The organism is Thermus brevis (assembly GCF_026427635.1).
Lineage (GTDB): Bacteria > Deinococcota > Deinococci > Deinococcales > Thermaceae > Thermus > Thermus antranikianii.
The window spans coordinates 1,289,938-1,305,739 of the sequence record NZ_CP102606.1 but is presented as its reverse complement, the minus strand read 5'-3'; the positions used below and the strand labels follow the sequence as shown (position 1 = coordinate 1,305,739).

15 protein-coding genes and 1 tRNA gene are annotated in these 15,802 nt (G+C 64.4%); 7 read left to right on the top strand and 9 right to left on the bottom strand.

Translation table 11 applies throughout. From position 1 onward, the window contains the following. Window positions 1-16: 16 nt before the first annotated feature. Genes KQ693_RS07255 through KQ693_RS07245 form a run of 3 tightly spaced genes read right to left on the bottom strand, consistent with a single transcriptional unit; the run spans window position 17 to window position 2,598 of the window. The gene (locus tag KQ693_RS07255) at window positions 17-316 is read right to left on the bottom strand and encodes an ATP synthase subunit K (protein ID WP_038029369.1); all 300 of its coding nucleotides are present in this window, start codon (window positions 314-316) and stop codon (window positions 17-19) included. Window positions 317-328: 12 nt separating this feature from the next. Then, window positions 329-2,287, bottom strand: a complete 1,959-nt coding sequence (locus KQ693_RS07250) for a V-type ATP synthase subunit I (RefSeq protein WP_267260759.1) — start codon at window positions 2,285-2,287, stop codon at window positions 329-331. Beyond that, window positions 2,284-2,598: a V-type ATPase subunit subunit G family protein gene (locus tag KQ693_RS07245; protein WP_219759951.1), complete on the bottom strand. Its 315-nt coding sequence runs from the start codon at window positions 2,596-2,598 to the stop codon at window positions 2,284-2,286. The genes KQ693_RS07250 and KQ693_RS07245 overlap by 4 nt, the downstream gene beginning before the upstream one ends. A 101-nt stretch (window positions 2,599-2,699) precedes the next feature. Here KQ693_RS07245 and KQ693_RS07240 point away from each other — a divergent pair, with 101 nt between their 5' ends. Beyond that, complete coding sequence (locus KQ693_RS07240; protein ID WP_267260758.1) at window positions 2,700-3,845, top strand: 23S rRNA (cytosine(1962)-C(5))-methyltransferase; 1,146 nt, start codon at window positions 2,700-2,702, stop codon at window positions 3,843-3,845. Here the strand turns inward: KQ693_RS07240 and KQ693_RS07235 are convergent. After that, a complete protein-coding gene (locus KQ693_RS07235; RefSeq protein WP_267260757.1) occupies window positions 3,793-4,206 on the bottom strand; it encodes a hypothetical protein in 414 nt (137 codons plus the stop codon). The two genes, KQ693_RS07240 and KQ693_RS07235, sit on opposite strands and share 53 nt — an antisense overlap. A gap of 39 nt (window positions 4,207-4,245) precedes the next feature. Between KQ693_RS07235 and KQ693_RS07230 the strand changes: the two genes are divergently transcribed. Genes KQ693_RS07230 through KQ693_RS07205 form a run of 6 tightly spaced genes read left to right on the top strand, consistent with a single transcriptional unit; the run spans window position 4,246 to window position 10,614 of the window. Further along, complete coding sequence (locus KQ693_RS07230; protein WP_015716772.1) at window positions 4,246-4,455, top strand: DUF3248 domain-containing protein; 210 nt, start codon at window positions 4,246-4,248, stop codon at window positions 4,453-4,455. Continuing rightward, window positions 4,452-4,823: a DUF3809 family protein gene (locus KQ693_RS07225; protein WP_267260756.1), complete on the top strand. Its 372-nt coding sequence runs from the start codon at window positions 4,452-4,454 to the stop codon at window positions 4,821-4,823. The genes KQ693_RS07230 and KQ693_RS07225 overlap by 4 nt, the downstream gene beginning before the upstream one ends. A 21-nt stretch (window positions 4,824-4,844) precedes the next feature. Further along, window positions 4,845-5,519: a metal-dependent hydrolase gene (locus tag KQ693_RS07220; RefSeq protein WP_267260755.1), complete on the top strand. Its 675-nt coding sequence runs from the start codon at window positions 4,845-4,847 to the stop codon at window positions 5,517-5,519. Next, the gene (locus KQ693_RS07215; protein ID WP_267260754.1) at window positions 5,512-6,348 is read left to right on the top strand and encodes a serine/threonine-protein kinase; all 837 of its coding nucleotides are present in this window, start codon (window positions 5,512-5,514) and stop codon (window positions 6,346-6,348) included. Before KQ693_RS07220 ends, KQ693_RS07215 begins: the two co-directional genes overlap by 8 nt. Then, complete coding sequence (locus KQ693_RS07210) at window positions 6,349-8,247, top strand: AMP-binding protein (protein ID WP_267260753.1); 1,899 nt, start codon at window positions 6,349-6,351, stop codon at window positions 8,245-8,247. A 3-nt stretch (window positions 8,248-8,250) separates the two neighbouring features. Further along, window positions 8,251-10,614 (top strand): tetratricopeptide repeat protein, encoded by a 2,364-nt coding sequence (locus KQ693_RS07205; protein WP_267260752.1) that lies wholly within the window; start codon window positions 8,251-8,253, stop codon window positions 10,612-10,614. On the opposite strand, the gene murJ is transcribed toward KQ693_RS07205, so the two are convergent. The 5 genes from murJ to KQ693_RS07180 all read right to left on the bottom strand — a co-directional run bounded on the left by murJ (window position 10,565) and on the right by KQ693_RS07180 (window position 15,776). Continuing rightward, window positions 10,565-12,052 (bottom strand): murein biosynthesis integral membrane protein MurJ, encoded by a 1,488-nt coding sequence (murJ, locus tag KQ693_RS07200; protein ID WP_219759944.1) that lies wholly within the window; start codon window positions 12,050-12,052, stop codon window positions 10,565-10,567. The two genes, KQ693_RS07205 and murJ, sit on opposite strands and share 50 nt — an antisense overlap. Beyond that, on the bottom strand, window positions 12,042-13,133 hold the full coding sequence (locus KQ693_RS07195; protein ID WP_267260751.1) for a PDDEXK family nuclease: 1,092 nt from the start codon (window positions 13,131-13,133) through the stop codon (window positions 12,042-12,044). The genes murJ and KQ693_RS07195 overlap by 11 nt, the downstream gene beginning before the upstream one ends. Window positions 13,134-13,176: 43 nt before the next feature. Continuing rightward, window positions 13,177-13,264, bottom strand: a tRNA-Leu gene (locus KQ693_RS07190). A gap of 14 nt (window positions 13,265-13,278) precedes the next feature. Then, window positions 13,279-14,433, bottom strand: a complete 1,155-nt coding sequence (locus KQ693_RS07185) for an LCP family protein (RefSeq protein ID WP_267260750.1) — start codon at window positions 14,431-14,433, stop codon at window positions 13,279-13,281. Window positions 14,434-14,468: 35 nt separating this feature from the next. After that, window positions 14,469-15,776, bottom strand: a complete 1,308-nt coding sequence (locus tag KQ693_RS07180; RefSeq protein ID WP_267260749.1) for a S8 family peptidase — start codon at window positions 15,774-15,776, stop codon at window positions 14,469-14,471. Window positions 15,777-15,802 lie beyond the last annotated feature (26 nt).

Here is a 15,802-nt window from a genome sequence, read left to right as displayed (position 1 = left end):
GGGCCCTAAAAACCCCTTACAGCTTGCCGTTCAGGATGAAGGCGATGAGAAGGCCGAAGATCACCAGCGTCTCGGGCAAGAGGAGGAAGATCAGGGCGGTACCGAAGTTGCTCCGGTCCTCGGCGATGGCCCCCACGCCCGCCGCACCGATGCGGGCCTGGGCCACGCCGGTACCCAAAGCCGCCAGGCCTACCGCCAGGCCCATCCCCACGGCGATAAGGCCTCGGTCCAAGCCCCCGGAGGCCGCCGCCTCCTCCGCCGCAAAAGCCAGAGCGCCGAAAACCGCCACCAGAACCGTAACCAGAAGCTTCTTCATCTCTTTCCCTCCCTAAAGCGTCTCGCGGACGCTCTTGAACGGCCGGTAAGGCCTGCCGTTCTCCTCGTAGAAACCGAACTTGGTGAAGAACTCCACCCAGATAAGACGGATGGGCTGGAGCATGTGGCCCAGGGTGGTGAGAAGCAGGATCAGGAGATGCAAAACCCCCGCCACCCCAATGCCCAGAAGCACGCCCAGAAGCCCGATCCGCTCCGCCAGGGCGAAGCCCACATCGGTGAGCAGACCCGCCAGGATACCCCCAGCAGCCCCCACCGCATAGATACGGATGTGGGAGAGGACGTGCCCCGCCTGGGTGAAGATCTCCGGGATCATGAGCCACATACGGCTCATGAGAACCGCAAGCAAGAACACGCCAAAGCCCAGGTACATGAGCCCGGACAGCCACCCGGCCTGGAGGTTCCCCAGGTACCCCGCCGCCAGGGCCAGGATGCCCACCAAGCCTCCCAGGTACCCCACGCCCTCCCAGAAGTGGCCCATGTGGTGGTGCTTCAGACCCAGGTAGGCCCTCAAGGCCAGGCCCCAGAAGACCATGACCACCCCGAAGGCCACGGAAAGGAGGATGAGCAGGTTGGCGGTCTTGGCCGTGTCGATGCGGGGAATGAGGATGGGGATGAGACCCGGGTGCTCGGGGGTGCCAAACACCCCCAGGTGCTCCAGGAAGGTGCCGAAGAACTCCCCGTAGACGAAGCCCCAGACCACCGTCCAGAAGACCATCCAGTTAAGGATGTAGACCAGCTTCCCAATGACGGCGGGCTTAAGCCTCAGGGCGAAAAGGTCGATGACCAGAGGCTCATTCCGTTTCACGAACCCGGAGAGCCAGCGCCCGAGGAGCAGGAAAAGAAGGGCATACCCTATGTCCCCCACGATCATGCCAAACCAGAAGGGGAAGAAGAGGGGCACCACCGGGGTGGGGTCCAGGGAGCCATACTTGGGGGTGTTGAGGAAGCTCACCAGAAGCTCGAAGGGCTTGACCCAAGGAGGGTTGTCCAGGGCTACGGGTACCCGATCCGCCTCGTGGTGCTCGTCCACCGGCTCAAAGGCGTAGATCACCTGGTCCTTGTGGCGGGCCAAGGCCTCCTCCACCCGGCCCTTGGCCTTCACCGGCACGTAGCCCAAAAGGGCAAAGCCGAACCGGCCTGAGGCCAGCTCCTCCAGGGCCTTAAGCCGGGCCGCCTCGTCCTTGGCCCGGGTCCAGAGGCTTTGCAGGGTGGAGGCTGCCTCCTGGGCCAGCCGGTATAGGGCCTGGCGCACCTCGGAAAGCTCCTTGGGAGCAGCCTCGGCCCGCTCCTTCAACCGGCGGGTGGCCTCGCTGAGGGGAAGATCCCCGTAGTTACCAGGGAGGCGGAGCTCCGCCACCCCGGCCCGGGAAAGGGCAGCCTTGGCCGCCTCGAGGTCCTTCCGGTGCACCACGAGAAGCCCCGCAACCCCTTTGGAGTAGGGCTCGCTGGCCAGGATGAACCGGTCCTCCAGGGCCTTTTTCAAGGCCTCCTCCACCAGGGGAAGCTCCTTTTCCGTGATCAAAAAAGGCACCACCCGGAAGAAAGCGCTTCGGTCCAGGCCCTGGGCCATGGCAGCAAGCTTCTCCAAGGGTTCCAGGTAGGCCTGGGCCAGGGCAAGCTCCTCCTCCAGCTCCTGCCTCTGCCGGGCAAGGCCCTCAGCGTGGGCCTGGATGGGGGAAAGGGCCCTTTCCGCCGCCTCTAGCCCATCGGGGAAGGGCCTTGTGGGCTCCATCTCCCGGCCCAGGAGGGTGAGGGTATGCTCGGCTCCCGCCGCCACCCCCTCCCAGCGCCTGAGTTCCTCCCGTTCCTCCTGGGAAAGCCTGTACTCGGCAAGCTCCTCCACCCGGAGGGTTTCCAGGTGGACCACCCCCGCTTGCTGGAGGCTGTGGAGAAGCTCCTGGGCCTTGGCCTTGGGCCCGGCCAGGACCAGCTTCTCCATGGGGGCGATCACGGCAAAACCTCCTTCAGAACCAGGGTGACGGCCTCCTCCAACCGGGCCCCTGCTTTCTCCTTCACCGCCTTGGCCTCGGCCTCCGCCTGGGCCCGGTAGCGGGCCAGGATGGCCCCCGTTTCCTTGGCCTCCCGTTCCCGGTACTCGGCCTCCAGGGCCTTAGCCTTGGCCTCGGCCTCCTCCAGGAGGGCCCTGGCCTCCGCCTCGGCCTGCCCCACCAGGACCTCGGCCTCCTTCTTGGCGGCCTCGAGGCGGGCCAGCAGCTCCCTTTCCTTTTCCGCCAGGCTCTTGATAAGTCCCAGGCCTCCCATCGCCCCTCCCTTCGTGAAAAGATGCGCAAACTGCGCCTGCCGGATAGGATACCGGCCTTTGGGGCAAACGTCAACCAACCCCGCTTAAGTATACTTAAGCGATGCGGATTCTCGTCAACGAAAAAGGAGCCCAGCGCCTCCTGGCCCGGCACCTTTGGGTCTTTCGCCGCGATGTGCTTTCGGGCCCCGAGGAGCCGGGCCTTTACCCTGTTTACTGGGGCAAGCGCTTTCTGGCCCTGGCCCTCTTCAACCCCACCAGCGACCTAAGCGTGCGGGCCTATCGCTTCCGACCCGCAAGGGACCCGGCGGAGGCGCTTTTGGACAACCTGGACAAAGCCTTGGCCCGGCGTCTCCCCGCACTGGAAAAGGAGCCCGAAGGAGGCTTCCGCCTGGCCCACGCCGAAGGGGATTTCCTGCCGGGTCTGGTGCTGGACTACTACGCCGGCCACCTGGTCCTGCAGACCACCGCCTACGCCTGGGAAGCCCTCTTGCCCCAGGTGGCCGAGAGGCTCAAACCCCTGGCCCAAAGCCTCCTGGCCAAAAACGACGCCAGAGTCCGGGAACTCGAGGGTCTCCCCCTTTACGTCCGGCCCCTCCTGGGCTACGCCCCCGAACGGGTAGCGGTGAAGGAGGGCCGGATACGCTACCTGGTGGACCTCACGGGAGGCCAGAAGACCGGGGCCTACCTGGACCAGCGGGACAACCGGATCCTCATGGAAAGCTTCCGTGGGGAAAGGGCCCTGGACGTGTTCAGCTATGCGGGTAGCTTCGGCCTCCACCTGGCCTTGGGCTTCAAGGAGGTGATCAGCGTGGACAGCTCCGCCGAGGCCCTGAGGCAGGCGGAGGAAAACGCCAGGCTGAATGGGCTTTCCCTCAAGACGGTGGAAGCCAACGCCTTCGACCACCTGAGGGCCCTGGAAAAGGCAGGGGAGCGGTTTGACCTCATCGTGCTGGACCCACCCGCCTTTGCCAAGGGGAAAAAGGATCTGGAAAGGGCCTACAGGGCCTACAAGGAGGTGAACCTCCGGGCCATCAAGCTCCTCAAGGAAGGGGGCCTGCTGGCCACCAGCAGCTGTAGCCACCACCTGACCGAGCCCCTCTTCTACCAGATGCTCGCCGAGGCCGCAGAAGACGCCCATCGCAGCCTGAGGGTGGTGGAGAAACGGGGGCAGGGATGGGACCATCCCATCCTCCTCAACCACCCCGAAACCCACTACCTGAAGTTCGCCCTTTTAGAAGTTCTCTGATCCGGGCCGCCAGGGCCTCGGGATCGGGTACGGGAAGGGGTACTCCCTCCCCGTTCTCCAGGTGGAGAACCAAAGCCCGTCTTCCCCGGGAAAAGGGCCCTGCCGGCCAGTAGGCCACCTCCACCTCCCGCACCCCCTCCAGGGGGATCCGGCGGCTGAAACCCAAAGGAGGGTGAAGGCTCAGGTGATCGGGGAAAAGCCTTAACCGCCAGCCCTGCCTGAGCCGCCACCAGGGGTAAAGGAGAACCAGGGCAAGCCAGGAAGCCTCCTCGAGGACAAAGCCCGAAACCATAAGCCCCACCCCTGCCCAGAAAACCCAGGGGGAAAGGCCAGCGAAGGCCACCTCCAGGAGCATCCCCATCCATTATCCCCCAAGGCCACCCCGGGATAGACTAAGGGGGTGGAGAAGGACCTGTTGGAAGCCCTGGGCCAGCACCTGGTCTGGCGGATCGGCCGGGCCGAGGAGGAAGAGGTCCTGGTGGTGCGGGTGGGCCTGGCCTCGGCCACACCCCGTTTCCGGGAGTTGCCCAGGCTCTTGAACATCCCGGATGCCGAGGTGGCCCGCCTGGCCAAGGAAGGCCGGGTGCGGGTGGAGTGGGTGGAAGGATGAAGGCCAGGCTGCACCTCGTCCTGAACGGACATCCCTCCCAGGGTTTACCCCTGGAACTCCAGCTGGAAGGAGACGAGGTCCGTGGAGTCTTCCGGCAGGAAAACCCCGTGCTGGGGGAGGTGGCCCTTCCCTTCGCCTCGAGGCTTAGAGGAGAGAACCTCGAGGCCAAGCTCCTCCCTCCACCTTCCCTTAAGGTGGAGGGGCGGGTGCTTTCGGGCACGAAGGGGCTGGAGCTGGAACTGGAGCTCAGTTTGGTCCTCCCCGAGGGACAAACCTGGGGGGAGCGGGCCTTTGCCCGCATCCTGGAACTCCTCTTTTATAAAAGCCTAGAGCGGTCCCTTTCCCAAATGCCCTCTTCTCCGGTATAGTGCCTTTTAAAGGAGGTGCCTATGCTGGAGATCCGGTACCTGGGCCACTCGGCGGTCTGGCTTTCCGACGGCAAGACCAAGGTGGTCATCGATCCCTTCCTCACCGGGAACCCCGTGGCCCCGGTGGGGGTGGGGGAGGTGCAGGCGGACCTGATCCTGGTTACCCACGCCCACGGGGACCACTTCGGCGACGCCGTGGCCCTGTCCAAGAAAGGAGGCACGGTGGTTTCCACCTTTGAGATCGCCACCTATGCGGAGAAGCACGGGGCCAAGGCGCTGCCCATGAACATCGGAGGCACCTACCGCTTCCCCGGAGGCTGGCTCAAATGGTTCCCCGCCTGGCACTCCTCTAGCTTCCCCGACGGCACCTACGGGGGCATGCCCATGGGGGTGGTGGTGGAACTTGGCGGCAAGCGCATCTACCATGCCGGGGACACCGCCCTCTTTTCCGACATGCGCCTCATCGGGGAGCTGGGCCTGGACTTGGCCTTCCTGCCCATCGGCGACCACTTCACCATGGGACCGGAAGACGCCCTCAAGGCCCTGGAGCTCCTAAAACCCAAGCGGGTGGTGCCCATCCACTACAACACCTTCCCCCCTATCCGTCAGGACGGGGATGCCTTCGCCGAGAGGACCAAGGAAAAGGGCGTGGAGGGCCACGCCCTGAAACCGGGAGGTGTGTTGGTCCTTGACTAGCCTGAAGCGCAAGGACTTCCGCTTGCGCATGCTCCTGGGTTTGGGGCAGACTGCCCAGGTTTACCTGGCGGAGGCTCCCGATGGGCAAAAAGTAGCCCTCAAGCTTCCCCGCAAGGAGGTAAGGCAGGATCCCAAACTTGCCGAGCGGTTTGCCCGGGAGGTTTCCCTTAGCCTTTCCCTGAAGCACCCCCACCTGGTGCAGGGGCTTTACGGGATACCCTTCGGCGAGGAAGCCTTTTTGGCCCTGGAGTACCTGGAGGAAGGCACCCTGGAGGAACGCCTCCTCAGGGGTCCCCTGAGCCAGGAGGAGGCTATGCGGGCGCTTTTGCAGGTGGGGCAGGCTTTGCTCTTCCTGCACGAAAAGGGCTTCCTCCACCAGGATGTCAAGCCCTCCAACGTGTTCGTGGGAAAAGAAGGCTACAAGCTCGGGGATCTGGGCACCGTGCGCCCCCTGGCGGAGGCTTCCTTGGAGTATGCGGGAAGCCCCCACTACCTGGCCCCCGAACTCTTCCTAGGGGCCAAGCCCAGCCCCAAAAGCGACGCCTACAGCTTTGGGGTAATGGCCTACGAGCTCCTCACGGGAAGGCGACCCTTCCAGGGGGAAACCCTGGAAGCTCTCCGCAACGCCCACCTCTTCCTGCCTCCCCCTCCCACTTCCCTTCCCCCCAGGCTGGACAAGGCCTTGAGGCGCCTCTTGGCCAAAAATCCGGAGGAGCGCCTGGACATCAAGGGTTTCGTGGAGGTACTCAAAGACCCCAAGCGCCAAACGAATGTGGAGGCCCCAAGCAAACGCAAAGGAGTCCTTTTCCGATTGTTTAGGAGGAAATAGATGGAGCCCATTTGGTATCCCAATCCGGAGGAGATCCAGGCCACCAGGCTCTTCCGATTCATGGAGGCCCTGGGTTTCCGGGACTACGAGGCCTTCTACCGCTATAGCGTGGAGGAACTCGAGGATTTCTACCACCAGTTCCTCACCCACCTGGGCCTACCCTGGCGCAAACCCTACGAGCGGGTCATAGAAGGTGGGTTCCCCCTTCCTCGCTTCTTCGTGGGGGGGCGGCTCAACCTGGTGGAGGCGGCCCTCAGCCGCGAGCCCTCCGCCTTAGCCCTCGTCTACGAAACCGAGGAGGGTGGGGTGCGCACCCTCACCTATGGGGAGCTTTTAAAAGAAGTGGAACGGGTAGCGGCAGGGCTTCGGGCCCTGGGCGTGGATCGGGGGGACCGGGTGGGCCTGTGGTTCCCCATGGGCCTCGAGGCGGCCATCCTCCTCCTGGCCACCGCCTGGCTTGGGGCCATCGCCATCCCCATCTTCTCCGGCTACGCCGCCGAGGCGGCGGCGGTGCGGCTTAAGGACGCCAAGGCCAAGCTCCTGGCGGTGCAGGATGGCTTCCACCGCCGGGGAAGAAAGGTGGAGCTCCTCCTCGAGGCCCGCAAGGCCCAGGCCCTGGCAGAAACCCCTCATCTTTTGGTGGTGCGCCGGCTGGGCCTGCCCCTGGAAACCGGGGAGGTGGACTACGAATCCTTAAGGGGCGAGCCCTTCCCCCCGGAGGAGATGGAGAGCATGGACCCCTTCATGCTCATCTACACCTCCGGCACCACGGGCCGGCCCAAGGGAACCGTCCACTACCATGCGGGCTTCCCCCTCAAGGCCGCCCTTGACCTGGCCCTTCTCTTTGACCTGAGAGAAGGGGATCGCCTCTTCTGGTTCACGGACCTGGGCTGGATGATGGGGCCCTGGGCCATCCTGGGAGGGCTGATCCTGGGGGCCACGGTGTACCTTTACGACGGCGCCCCCGACTACCCGGGACCGGAAAGGCTTTGGCGGATAGTGGAAGCGCACCGCCTCACCCACTTAGGCCTCTCCCCCACCCTGGTGCGGGCCTTGATCCCCTTAGGGGAGGAGCCCATCCGGGCCCATGACCTGAGCTCCCTTCGGGTTCTCGGCTCCACCGGGGAGCCCTGGAACCTCGAGCCCTACCTCTGGTTCTTCCGGGCGGTGGGAGAGGAACAGAGGCCCATCGTGAACTACTCGGGGGGAACGGAGGTCTCCGGAGGCATCCTGGGCAATGTTCTGGTCAAACCCATCAAGCCCATGGGCTTCAACACCGCCGTGCCCGGGATGGCCGCGGCGGTGCTGGACCAGGAGGGAAGGCCTGTGGTGGGCCAGGTGGGGGAGCTTGCGGTGCTCAAGCCCTGGCCCGGCATGACCAAGGGGTTCTGGCAGGACGAGGCCCGCTACCTGGACACCTATTTCTCCCGCGTCCCCGGGGTTTGGATTCACGGGGATCTGGCCCTACAGGATGAGGAAGGCCACTTCTTCATCCTGGGCCGGAGCGACGACACCCTTAAGGTGGCGGGCAAGCGGGTGGGGCCCGCCGAGGTGGAAACCGCCGCCATCGCCCACCCCGCCCTCAAGGAATGCGCCGCCATCGGGGTACCCCATCCGGTCAAGGGGGAGGCCATCGTGCTCTTCGCCGTGCTGAAGCCCGGCTTCTCCCCTACCCCCGAGCTGGCCCAGGCGGTGGCCGACCGGGTGGCGGAGGCCCTGGGCAAACCCTTAAAGCCGGAAAGGGTTCTCTTCGTCCCCGACCTGCCCAAAACCCGAAACGCCAAGGTGATGCGCCGGGTGGTGCGGGCGGTCTACTTGGGCCAGGACCCCGGGGATCTCTCGGCCCTGGAGAACCCCGAGGCGGTGGAGGCCATCCGCCAGGCTTCCCGGGAAAGTTAGCCCTTGCGCACCCTAGGCTTTCTGCTCCTCCTCGGCCTCGCCCTGGCCACACCTTTGGAGGACGCTCGCAGGCTCTACGCCCAAGGGGATATGGCCGGGGTCCTGGCCCGGCTTGGCCCGCTTCTCAAGGGCTACGACCCCCCGGAGGAGGCCTTGCTCCTTGCGGGTTTTGCCCAGTACCGCTTAGGACGCCTGGAGGAAGCCCTCTTCACCTTTAGCCGCCTGGTGGGCACCTTGAAGGGAGGTGGCGAGGCCCTCTATGGCTTTGGCCTGGTCCTGAGGGCGTTGGGGGATTGGGAAGGAGCCAGAAGCGCCCTGGACTGGGCTTTAAGACAAGGTTACCGGGATGCGGAGGAGATCTTAAAGGGCATGCCCCCACCCCCCGCCCCCACCCCAAAGGCCCGCAAGAACCCACCCCCTTTCCGTGCGGAAAAGGGGAGGTTTTGGATCGGGGAGAAGCCCTTCCAGGTGCGGGGGGTGAACCTGGGAGTAGCCCTGCCCGGCCGCTTTCCCGCAGGGTTTCCCGGGGAAGAAGCCCTCTACCGGGCCTGGCTGGAGCTCCTTTCCGCCATGGGGGCCAACGCGGTGCGCACCTATACCCTTTTGCCCCCAGCCTTCTACCGGGCCCTTTTGGGCCACAACCGGCTCCACTCAGACCGGCCCCTCTACCTGTTCCAGGGAATCTGGACCGAGCTTCCCGAAGAGGAAGGCTACGAGGATTGGGAAGGACCTTTCCTGGAGAAATTTCTTCTGGAAGGCCGGGAGGTCCTGGACGCCCTCCACGGAAACCTCAGCCGCTCCCCCCGCCCGGGCCACGCCCATGGGGACTACACCGCGGATGTTTCCCCCTGGGTCATGGGCCTTGTGGTGGGGCGGGAATTCGAGCCCTACTCGGTGGAAGCCTATAACCGGCGCCACCCGGGCCGCACCTACCGGGGCAGGTTCCTCGAGGCCTCCCCAAAGGCAAGCCCCTTCGAAGCCTACCTGGCCGAGGTCCTGGACCGCCTGGCCACCTACGAGCAGGAGGCCTACGACACCCTCCGGCCCATGGGCTTCGTCAACTGGCCCACCCTGGACCCCTTGCGCTGGGAAAGCGAGGCCTCCCACCCAGAGGAATACGTCATCCGCCGGGCCCGTGGGGAAAAGGTGGAACCTCCCCGCCCAGGGCCCCTCCACGAGGAGGATACCGTCACCCTGGACCCCACCCACTTAAGGCCCGCCCCCGGTAGCCCCGTAAGCCTTTTTGCCGCCTATCACGTCTACCCCTATTACCCAGATTTTCTGGTGAACGAACGGGACCTGGCCCCCAACCGCTACCGCAACTACCTGGCCCGCCTGAAAGCCCACCACGGGGAGATGCCCCTCCTCATCGCCGAGTTCGGCCTACCCAGCAGCCGGGGCATCGCCCACTTCCATCCTGAGGGCCTCCACCAGGGCGGGCATTCCGAATCCGAGCAGGCAGAAAAGGTTCTAGCCCTTTGGCAGGACATCGCCTCCTTGGACCTGGCAGGGGGAATGGTGTTTGCCCTCATGGACGAGTGGTTTAAGCGAAACTGGCTCTTCATGGAATGGGAAGTCCCGAGTCGCGACCCCTTCTGGCACAACATCCTGGACCCCGAGGAAAACTACGGCCTGCTGGCCGCCACCGCCAGGAGAGCCTTCCGACTGGATGGGAAAGCGGGGGAATGGGAGGGCATACCCTTTCTCCTCCAAGGGGATGGACGCTTCCTCAAAGCCCATGCGGACCCCGAGTACCTTTGGCTCCTCTACCGGGGGCCCCTACCCTTAAGGCTTTACCTGGACACCGTGCCCGGCGGGATGACGGTGACGGAGGGGTTTGGGGCGGAGTTCTTCCTGGAGGTGAACGCCGAGGGGGGAAGGCTCCTGGTGGAGAAGGGGTACTACCCCTTCCAAGAGCTGGACCACGGCCTGCCGGGGACGGAATACCTCCACTTTCGAGGGGCCACGCGACCCGGGTCCGGACCCTTTGTACCCTTCCTCCTCGAGCCCAACCGCCGGCGCACCGGCCGGGACGGCACCGACTACCCCCGCATCGTTTACGAGCTGGGCCAGCTAAAGCGGGGCTTGGACCCGGAAGGGGCCCGGGACCCCAGGGCGGATTTCGCCCTGGGAGAGGATGGGCTTTTGGAGATCCGGATCCCCTGGGGTATGCTCCTCATCGCCGACCCCAGCCAGCGCCTGGCCTGGTACGCCCCCGAGCCCCTTTCCATTGGGGGAATCAGCCTGTGGCTACCGGGTACCCCACCCCTCACCTTCACCTGGCCCACCTGGGAGGAACCGGCCTTCGCCCTCAGGCTTAAACCCCTTTATTTCCGCCTGCGGGAGTCCTGGCGACGAGGGCCCTAAGGGGCAGGCCAAGAAGCCAAGCGGCAAGCAGGAAAACCCCAAGCCCCAAACCCCCCCCAAGAAGGAGGGGCAACAGGGCTTCCCCCGCCTGGGCCACGGGGAAGACCCACCCCAGGACCCATCCGAGCAAGGCCACAGGAAGCCCTGCCAGTAAGGCTTTTAGAAGGAAGCCGGGTAGCTCTGGAATCCCCACTCCCTCCCGCTTAAGGAGATGAAGGTAAAGGAAAAGCCCCAAATACCCTGCCAGGGCGGTGGCCAGGTTCAGGGCGAAAAGCCCGGCATCCTTGAGAAGCCAATACCCCAGGGTGTTGGTGAGGAAGACCAAGGCGCTGGCGAAAACCGCCTCTCGTATCCGCCCCAGGGCATAGAGCCCCCTGAGAAGCAGGGTGTTCACCCCCCAGGGCAGAACGGCAAACCCCAAGGCGGCGAGGACCTGGGTACTGTACGCCCGGTTCTCCGGGGTAAGGGGGCCAAAGAGGCCGAAGAGCAAGACAACCACGAAGGGAGCCAGGGCCACCAGCATCCCCCCGAGAAGGGAAAGAAGGAGGGTAAGCCGCTTCAGGGGACCCATAAGGAAGCGGGCCAACTCCTCGCCCTTCAGAGCGCTCATCCGGGGAAAAAGGGCGATGGCGGGAGAGGTGGCGAAAAGCCCCAGGACCATCTGGAAGATCACCTCGGCGTTGTAGAACCCCGTGACCGCCGCCGGGGGGTAGCGGGTCAGGATGTGGGTGAGAACCAGGTTGAGAAACTGCCGCAAGGAGGTGGTGAAGGCAAAGGGCCCCATGCGCAGGAGGGCCGGAGCAATGGCCTGGTGCCAGCGCCACTCCAGGGCGTAGTTCCTCAGAAAGGGAAGCTGCACCAAGGCCTGGACCAGCCCCCCCAGGGCCACGGAAAGCCCCAAGAAGGTAGGGTCCCCCGGGAAAAGGGCCATGAGGCCGATGGCCACCAGGTTGAAGGCAATGGGTCCCAGGGCGTAGGGCAGGAAGCGCTCCTCCGCCTGAAGAAGAGCGGAGAAAAGAGCAGCCATGGAGATGCCCAGGAGAAAGGGCAAGAGGAGCCGGGTGAGGTAGACCACCTGCCCCAAGGCCTCCCCCTGCCGGAGGTGGCTTTCCTGGGCCACCAACAGGTTCACCACCCAGGGGGCCAAGAGATAACCCAGGCCCAGGACCAAGAAGTTCACCCCAAAGAGAAACGCCCCAAAGCGCCGGGCAAAGGACCGAGCCTCCTCCTCGGGCAGGTTCTTCAGGAGGGGGATGAGAGCGTTTTGCACCGCCCCCTCGGCCAAAAGCTCCCGGAGGAGGTTCGGCACCCGGTAGGCCACGTTGAAGGCATCCTTCAGGGCGTCGGGGTACAGGGCGTTGAAGACCGCCTGGCGCACCAGGCCCAAGACCCTCGAGGCCAGGGTGCCCCCCATGACCAGGAGGACCTTACGCAGCATTCCCCTCCAGCACCTCCTGGAAAATGTCCAAGAAATTCGCCTGGTTGACCACCGTGAGCCCATGGAGGGCGGAAAGCTCCTTGGCGCGGGCCTTGTCCATGCCTAAAAGCACCAGAAAGCTTTCCTTGGCGGAAAGCCCCAGGACCTTTTTCAGCCCCGCATACTTGGCGATATGGGCCTGGAAGTCCCCCGTCTTGGCCTCAAACCAGAAGAAGCGCTCCCCCACCCTGAGGAGCACGTCCAGCTCCATGGTGTCCCCGTTGGGCAGGGTAACCTGGTAGCCCACCGCCACCTCGTGGGCCAGGTTGCGGGAACGCAGGAACTTGCGAAGCCGCTCCGCCACGTACCGCTCCAGCCAACCCCCGGTGAGGAAGTTCTGCACCCACCCCTCCGTGCTGGCCTTGGCCCGGATGCGCCGCTCCTCGCTCTTGTAGTGGTAGGAGGTGAGGAGGGCATACTGCTTGAGCATGGTGCAGAACTGGGTAGAGTTGGCGATCTCCTCCTGGGTGGCCTCGGAAAGGGAAAGTTCGAACTGGCGCTTGGTGGAAAGGCTCTGCTTAAGGCGCTCGTAAAGCTTTTCCAGGCTGGGGTAGCGGTCCCCCAGGAACAGGGCCAGGCGGGTCAGGACCTTCTCCTTCTCCTCCTCTTCCTGGGGCTTCTTCACCACCTGGATGCCCAGGCCCTTCAACCATTCCTCCAGCGAAGGTGCCTTTTTCGCCCTCGAGGGTTCCTGTACCCGGCCGGGTGAGGCGGGAACCGCTCCCGCCTTCGCCCCCTCCACTTCCCCAGATTCCTTGAAAAGCCGCCAGATCTCCCGGGTCAGGGCCAGGAAACGGGTGCGCACGGGATCCTCCACCCCTTCCAGCCCCGGCGGGGTAAGGCCCGCACGCAGGGTATCCAAAAGCCAAGCCTCCAAAGCTTCCTGCAGGCTCTCCCGGGCGGCCTCGAGGTGAGGAGCTTCCACGCGCAGGCCCAGCTCGGGAAGCTCGGCCACAAAACGGCCAGGGCCCAGGAGGTCGTACCGGGCCTGGGCCATGGACTTTTCCAAATAGCGGGTGAGAACGCCCACGAACCTAAGCATATCAAGGCTGAAAGGTTAAGCCCCGGGAAACCCGGGGCCCCTCTGGTGCCGGGGACGGGACTCGAACCCGTACGGGGGTAACCCCCCAGCGGATTTTAAGTCCGCAGCGTCTACCGTTCCGCCACCCCGGCGGGCGCCTTCCATACTACAAAAAGGGAGCCTCGGCGCCAAGGCGCAGGGTGAGGTCGGCCCCTAAAACCGCCTCCCCGGAGATGCGGTAGGGCACCCCCAACGCCTCCCCCAAGGCCTCGGCCAGGAGACCAGGCCCGTTTTCCAACACCTCCGTGCGGGAAGGAGGCAGGTCCACCGGGTGGAGGATTACCCTCAGGCCCAGCTCCCTTAGCCTCGTGCGGGCTTTTTCCACCAGGGCCTCCTGCCCGGGTGCATAGACCAGGGCCACCAGCCGCCCCGTAAGCTCCCCCTTTTCCGCCGGCGCTTCCCCATCAAAGTAAACGGCCAAAAGCTGCCGCAGGGCCTCCTCGTCCACGTTCCAACCCCCTCCCCCGAAGTTCCCCGGCAAAAGGAGGCTTACCAGGTGGGGTTGCTTCATGGCGAAGCCCAGGATGGCTCCCTTTTCCTCGCGGGAAAGGTCGGTCTGGAAGTAGGGCTCCACCGCCGCCACCGCACGGGGCAGGCGGAGTAACCCGGAAGGGGAAAGCACCTGCTCCTTCAGGGCGTGAAAGAAGGCCTGCTGGCGCTGGATCCGCCCGATATCCCCCAGGGCATCCTTGCGGAAGCGCAAATACCCCTCCGCCTTCTTCCCATCCAGCACCTGGCAGCCCGGCTCGAGGTCGATCTCCAACCCCGCGGCGGTATCCCGGTAGCGCATGGGCTTCTCCACGCAGACCCTAACTCCCCCTAAGGCGTCCACCCCCCGGCGCAGGGCTTCCGTGCTCACCACCACGTACCGGTCCGCCTGCACCCCGGTGATGCGGGCCACGGCCTCCTTCATCAGGTCCGGTCCCCCCAGGGGGCTTGCGGCATTTACCTTATGCCAGCCGTAGCCGGGGAGGTTCACCCAAACATCCCGGGGAATGGAAAGGACCACCACCCGGTTGGCCCCAGGGTCCAGGCGCACCAGGAGGATGGTGTCCGCCAGGCCCCGGAAGCGCTCCGGGGCCCTTCGGTGGTAGCCGGAGTACTCGGGGCTGGAGCCGTAGACCAGCACCGTGAGGGGGGCCTTCAACCCTTCGGGGGCTGGCAGGGCCCCGTGCCGCACCACGGGGCCCAACAAGGGGTAGACCCATATCCCCACCGCCACCAACAAGGCCAAAAGCAGGAGGAGAAGCAACCGCCGCACGGGGGTTTAGCATACAACCTCTGAGGTGAGGCGGATTAGGGGAAGCAGTAAGTGGTGTCCGTCATCACCCGGTCCGCACGGACCAGGCCAAAACCGTATTCGTCGTCCCGACCTGAGGCACCAAGGTCCTCAGCCGTCCCAGTTAGGCATTGATAGACCTGATCCGGGGTGGGCCATGCCTTCCGCTCACTGGCGTACCCACTCATGTAAAGGGCCACCACCCCGGCCACTACCGGGCTGGAAAAGGAAGTTCCACTACCCAGGAGATAGTCCCCGCTTGGCCCAGCCACCAGTACGTTCACTCCAGGGGCCACAAGGTCAAGCTCGGGGCCATAGCTGGAAAAACTAGCCCGCTGCTTTGTGTTGTCCACTGCTCCCACCGCAATCACGCCTGCCAAGCTTGCCGGGAAGAATACCCCATAGGTTCCATCGTTTCCCGCAGCCGCCACCACCACAACACCACTAGCCCGGGCCTGAGAAATAGCACTCTCAAGAACAGGATCCGAGGTATTTTTCCCACCCAGAGAAAGATTAGCAACTCTGGCCCCAAGTATCCGCGCTAGGTCCATCCCCTTGGCAATATCTGCGGTGGTAGTTTCTGAGGCACCATCCTTAAATACCTTGATGGGAACCACGTATCTGCCCCAAGTCACCCCAGCCATTCCTCGACCGTTGTTGGTCTGAGCCCCAAGGATACTGGCTACCATAAGGCCGTGTCCGAAAGTATTCCCCGTCGTACGGTCGGTAGGGTCAGCATCATCGTCGGCTACATCTAGCTTCACCCCTTGGGGGAGATAAAAGCTAGCCTGCACATCGTCATGAGGAAGCATTCCAGTATCCAGAACTGCAACAAGGGGCGGGCAACCCCGGCCAGTGCTTATGTCCCAAGCAACCTCGAGGCCCACCAAACCGTTCAGATAAACCCTTTGATTGGGGAGATAAAGAGGATCGTTAGGCAACGTCAAAGGACGGTAAAGGTAGTTGGGTTGCACATACTGGGCACCAGCCCGAAGAAGGGCCTGGGCCCGGGCCTTTTCCTGACCAGGAGGCACCTTCACCCGCAGAAGCCCCCGGGGTAAGGCTCCTAAAGGCTCAACCCCTTCCGCCCTTAAAGCCTGGACGCTAAGGCCTGCCTTGGGCAAGACCAAAAGCTCCCCAGGCACATACTCTCCCTCAAACCTGCCAAGCCCCTGAAGGTTTAGAGGTTCCTCCGCCTGTACCGAAAGAGGCCCAACTGGGCACCCAGAAGGATTTACAGGCGGGGGCGGAGGAGGCGTTTGGGGGCACGCCGTGAGGAGAAGCGCCGTGGCCGCAAGGAGCGCCGGGAAAAGAACTCGCTTCATGGCCCCTACTCTACACGCTCCAAAGC

What these genes read in the sequence shown, in the direction of transcription:
- KQ693_RS07210 (WP_267260753.1), top strand. Translation starts at nt 6,349, where the DNA reads ATGGAGCCCATTTGGTATCCCAATCCGGAGGAGATCCAGGCCACCAGG.
- KQ693_RS07255 (WP_038029369.1), bottom strand. Translation starts at nt 316, where the DNA reads ATGAAGAAGCTTCTGGTTACGGTTCTGGTGGCGGTTTTCGGCGCTCTG.
- KQ693_RS07195 (WP_267260751.1), bottom strand. Translation starts at nt 13,133, where the DNA reads ATGCTTAGGTTCGTGGGCGTTCTCACCCGCTATTTGGAAAAGTCCATG.
- KQ693_RS07220 (WP_267260755.1), top strand. Translation starts at nt 4,845, where the DNA reads ATGCTGGAGATCCGGTACCTGGGCCACTCGGCGGTCTGGCTTTCCGAC.
- KQ693_RS07180 (WP_267260749.1), bottom strand. Translation starts at nt 15,776, where the DNA reads ATGAAGCGAGTTCTTTTCCCGGCGCTCCTTGCGGCCACGGCGCTTCTC.
- KQ693_RS07240 (WP_267260758.1), top strand. Translation starts at nt 2,700, where the DNA reads ATGCGGATTCTCGTCAACGAAAAAGGAGCCCAGCGCCTCCTGGCCCGG.
- KQ693_RS07225 (WP_267260756.1), top strand. Translation starts at nt 4,452, where the DNA reads ATGAAGGCCAGGCTGCACCTCGTCCTGAACGGACATCCCTCCCAGGGT.
- murJ (WP_219759944.1), bottom strand. Translation starts at nt 12,052, where the DNA reads ATGCTGCGTAAGGTCCTCCTGGTCATGGGGGGCACCCTGGCCTCGAGG.
- KQ693_RS07245 (WP_219759951.1), bottom strand. Translation starts at nt 2,598, where the DNA reads ATGGGAGGCCTGGGACTTATCAAGAGCCTGGCGGAAAAGGAAAGGGAG.
- KQ693_RS07235 (WP_267260757.1), bottom strand. Translation starts at nt 4,206, where the DNA reads ATGGGGATGCTCCTGGAGGTGGCCTTCGCTGGCCTTTCCCCCTGGGTT.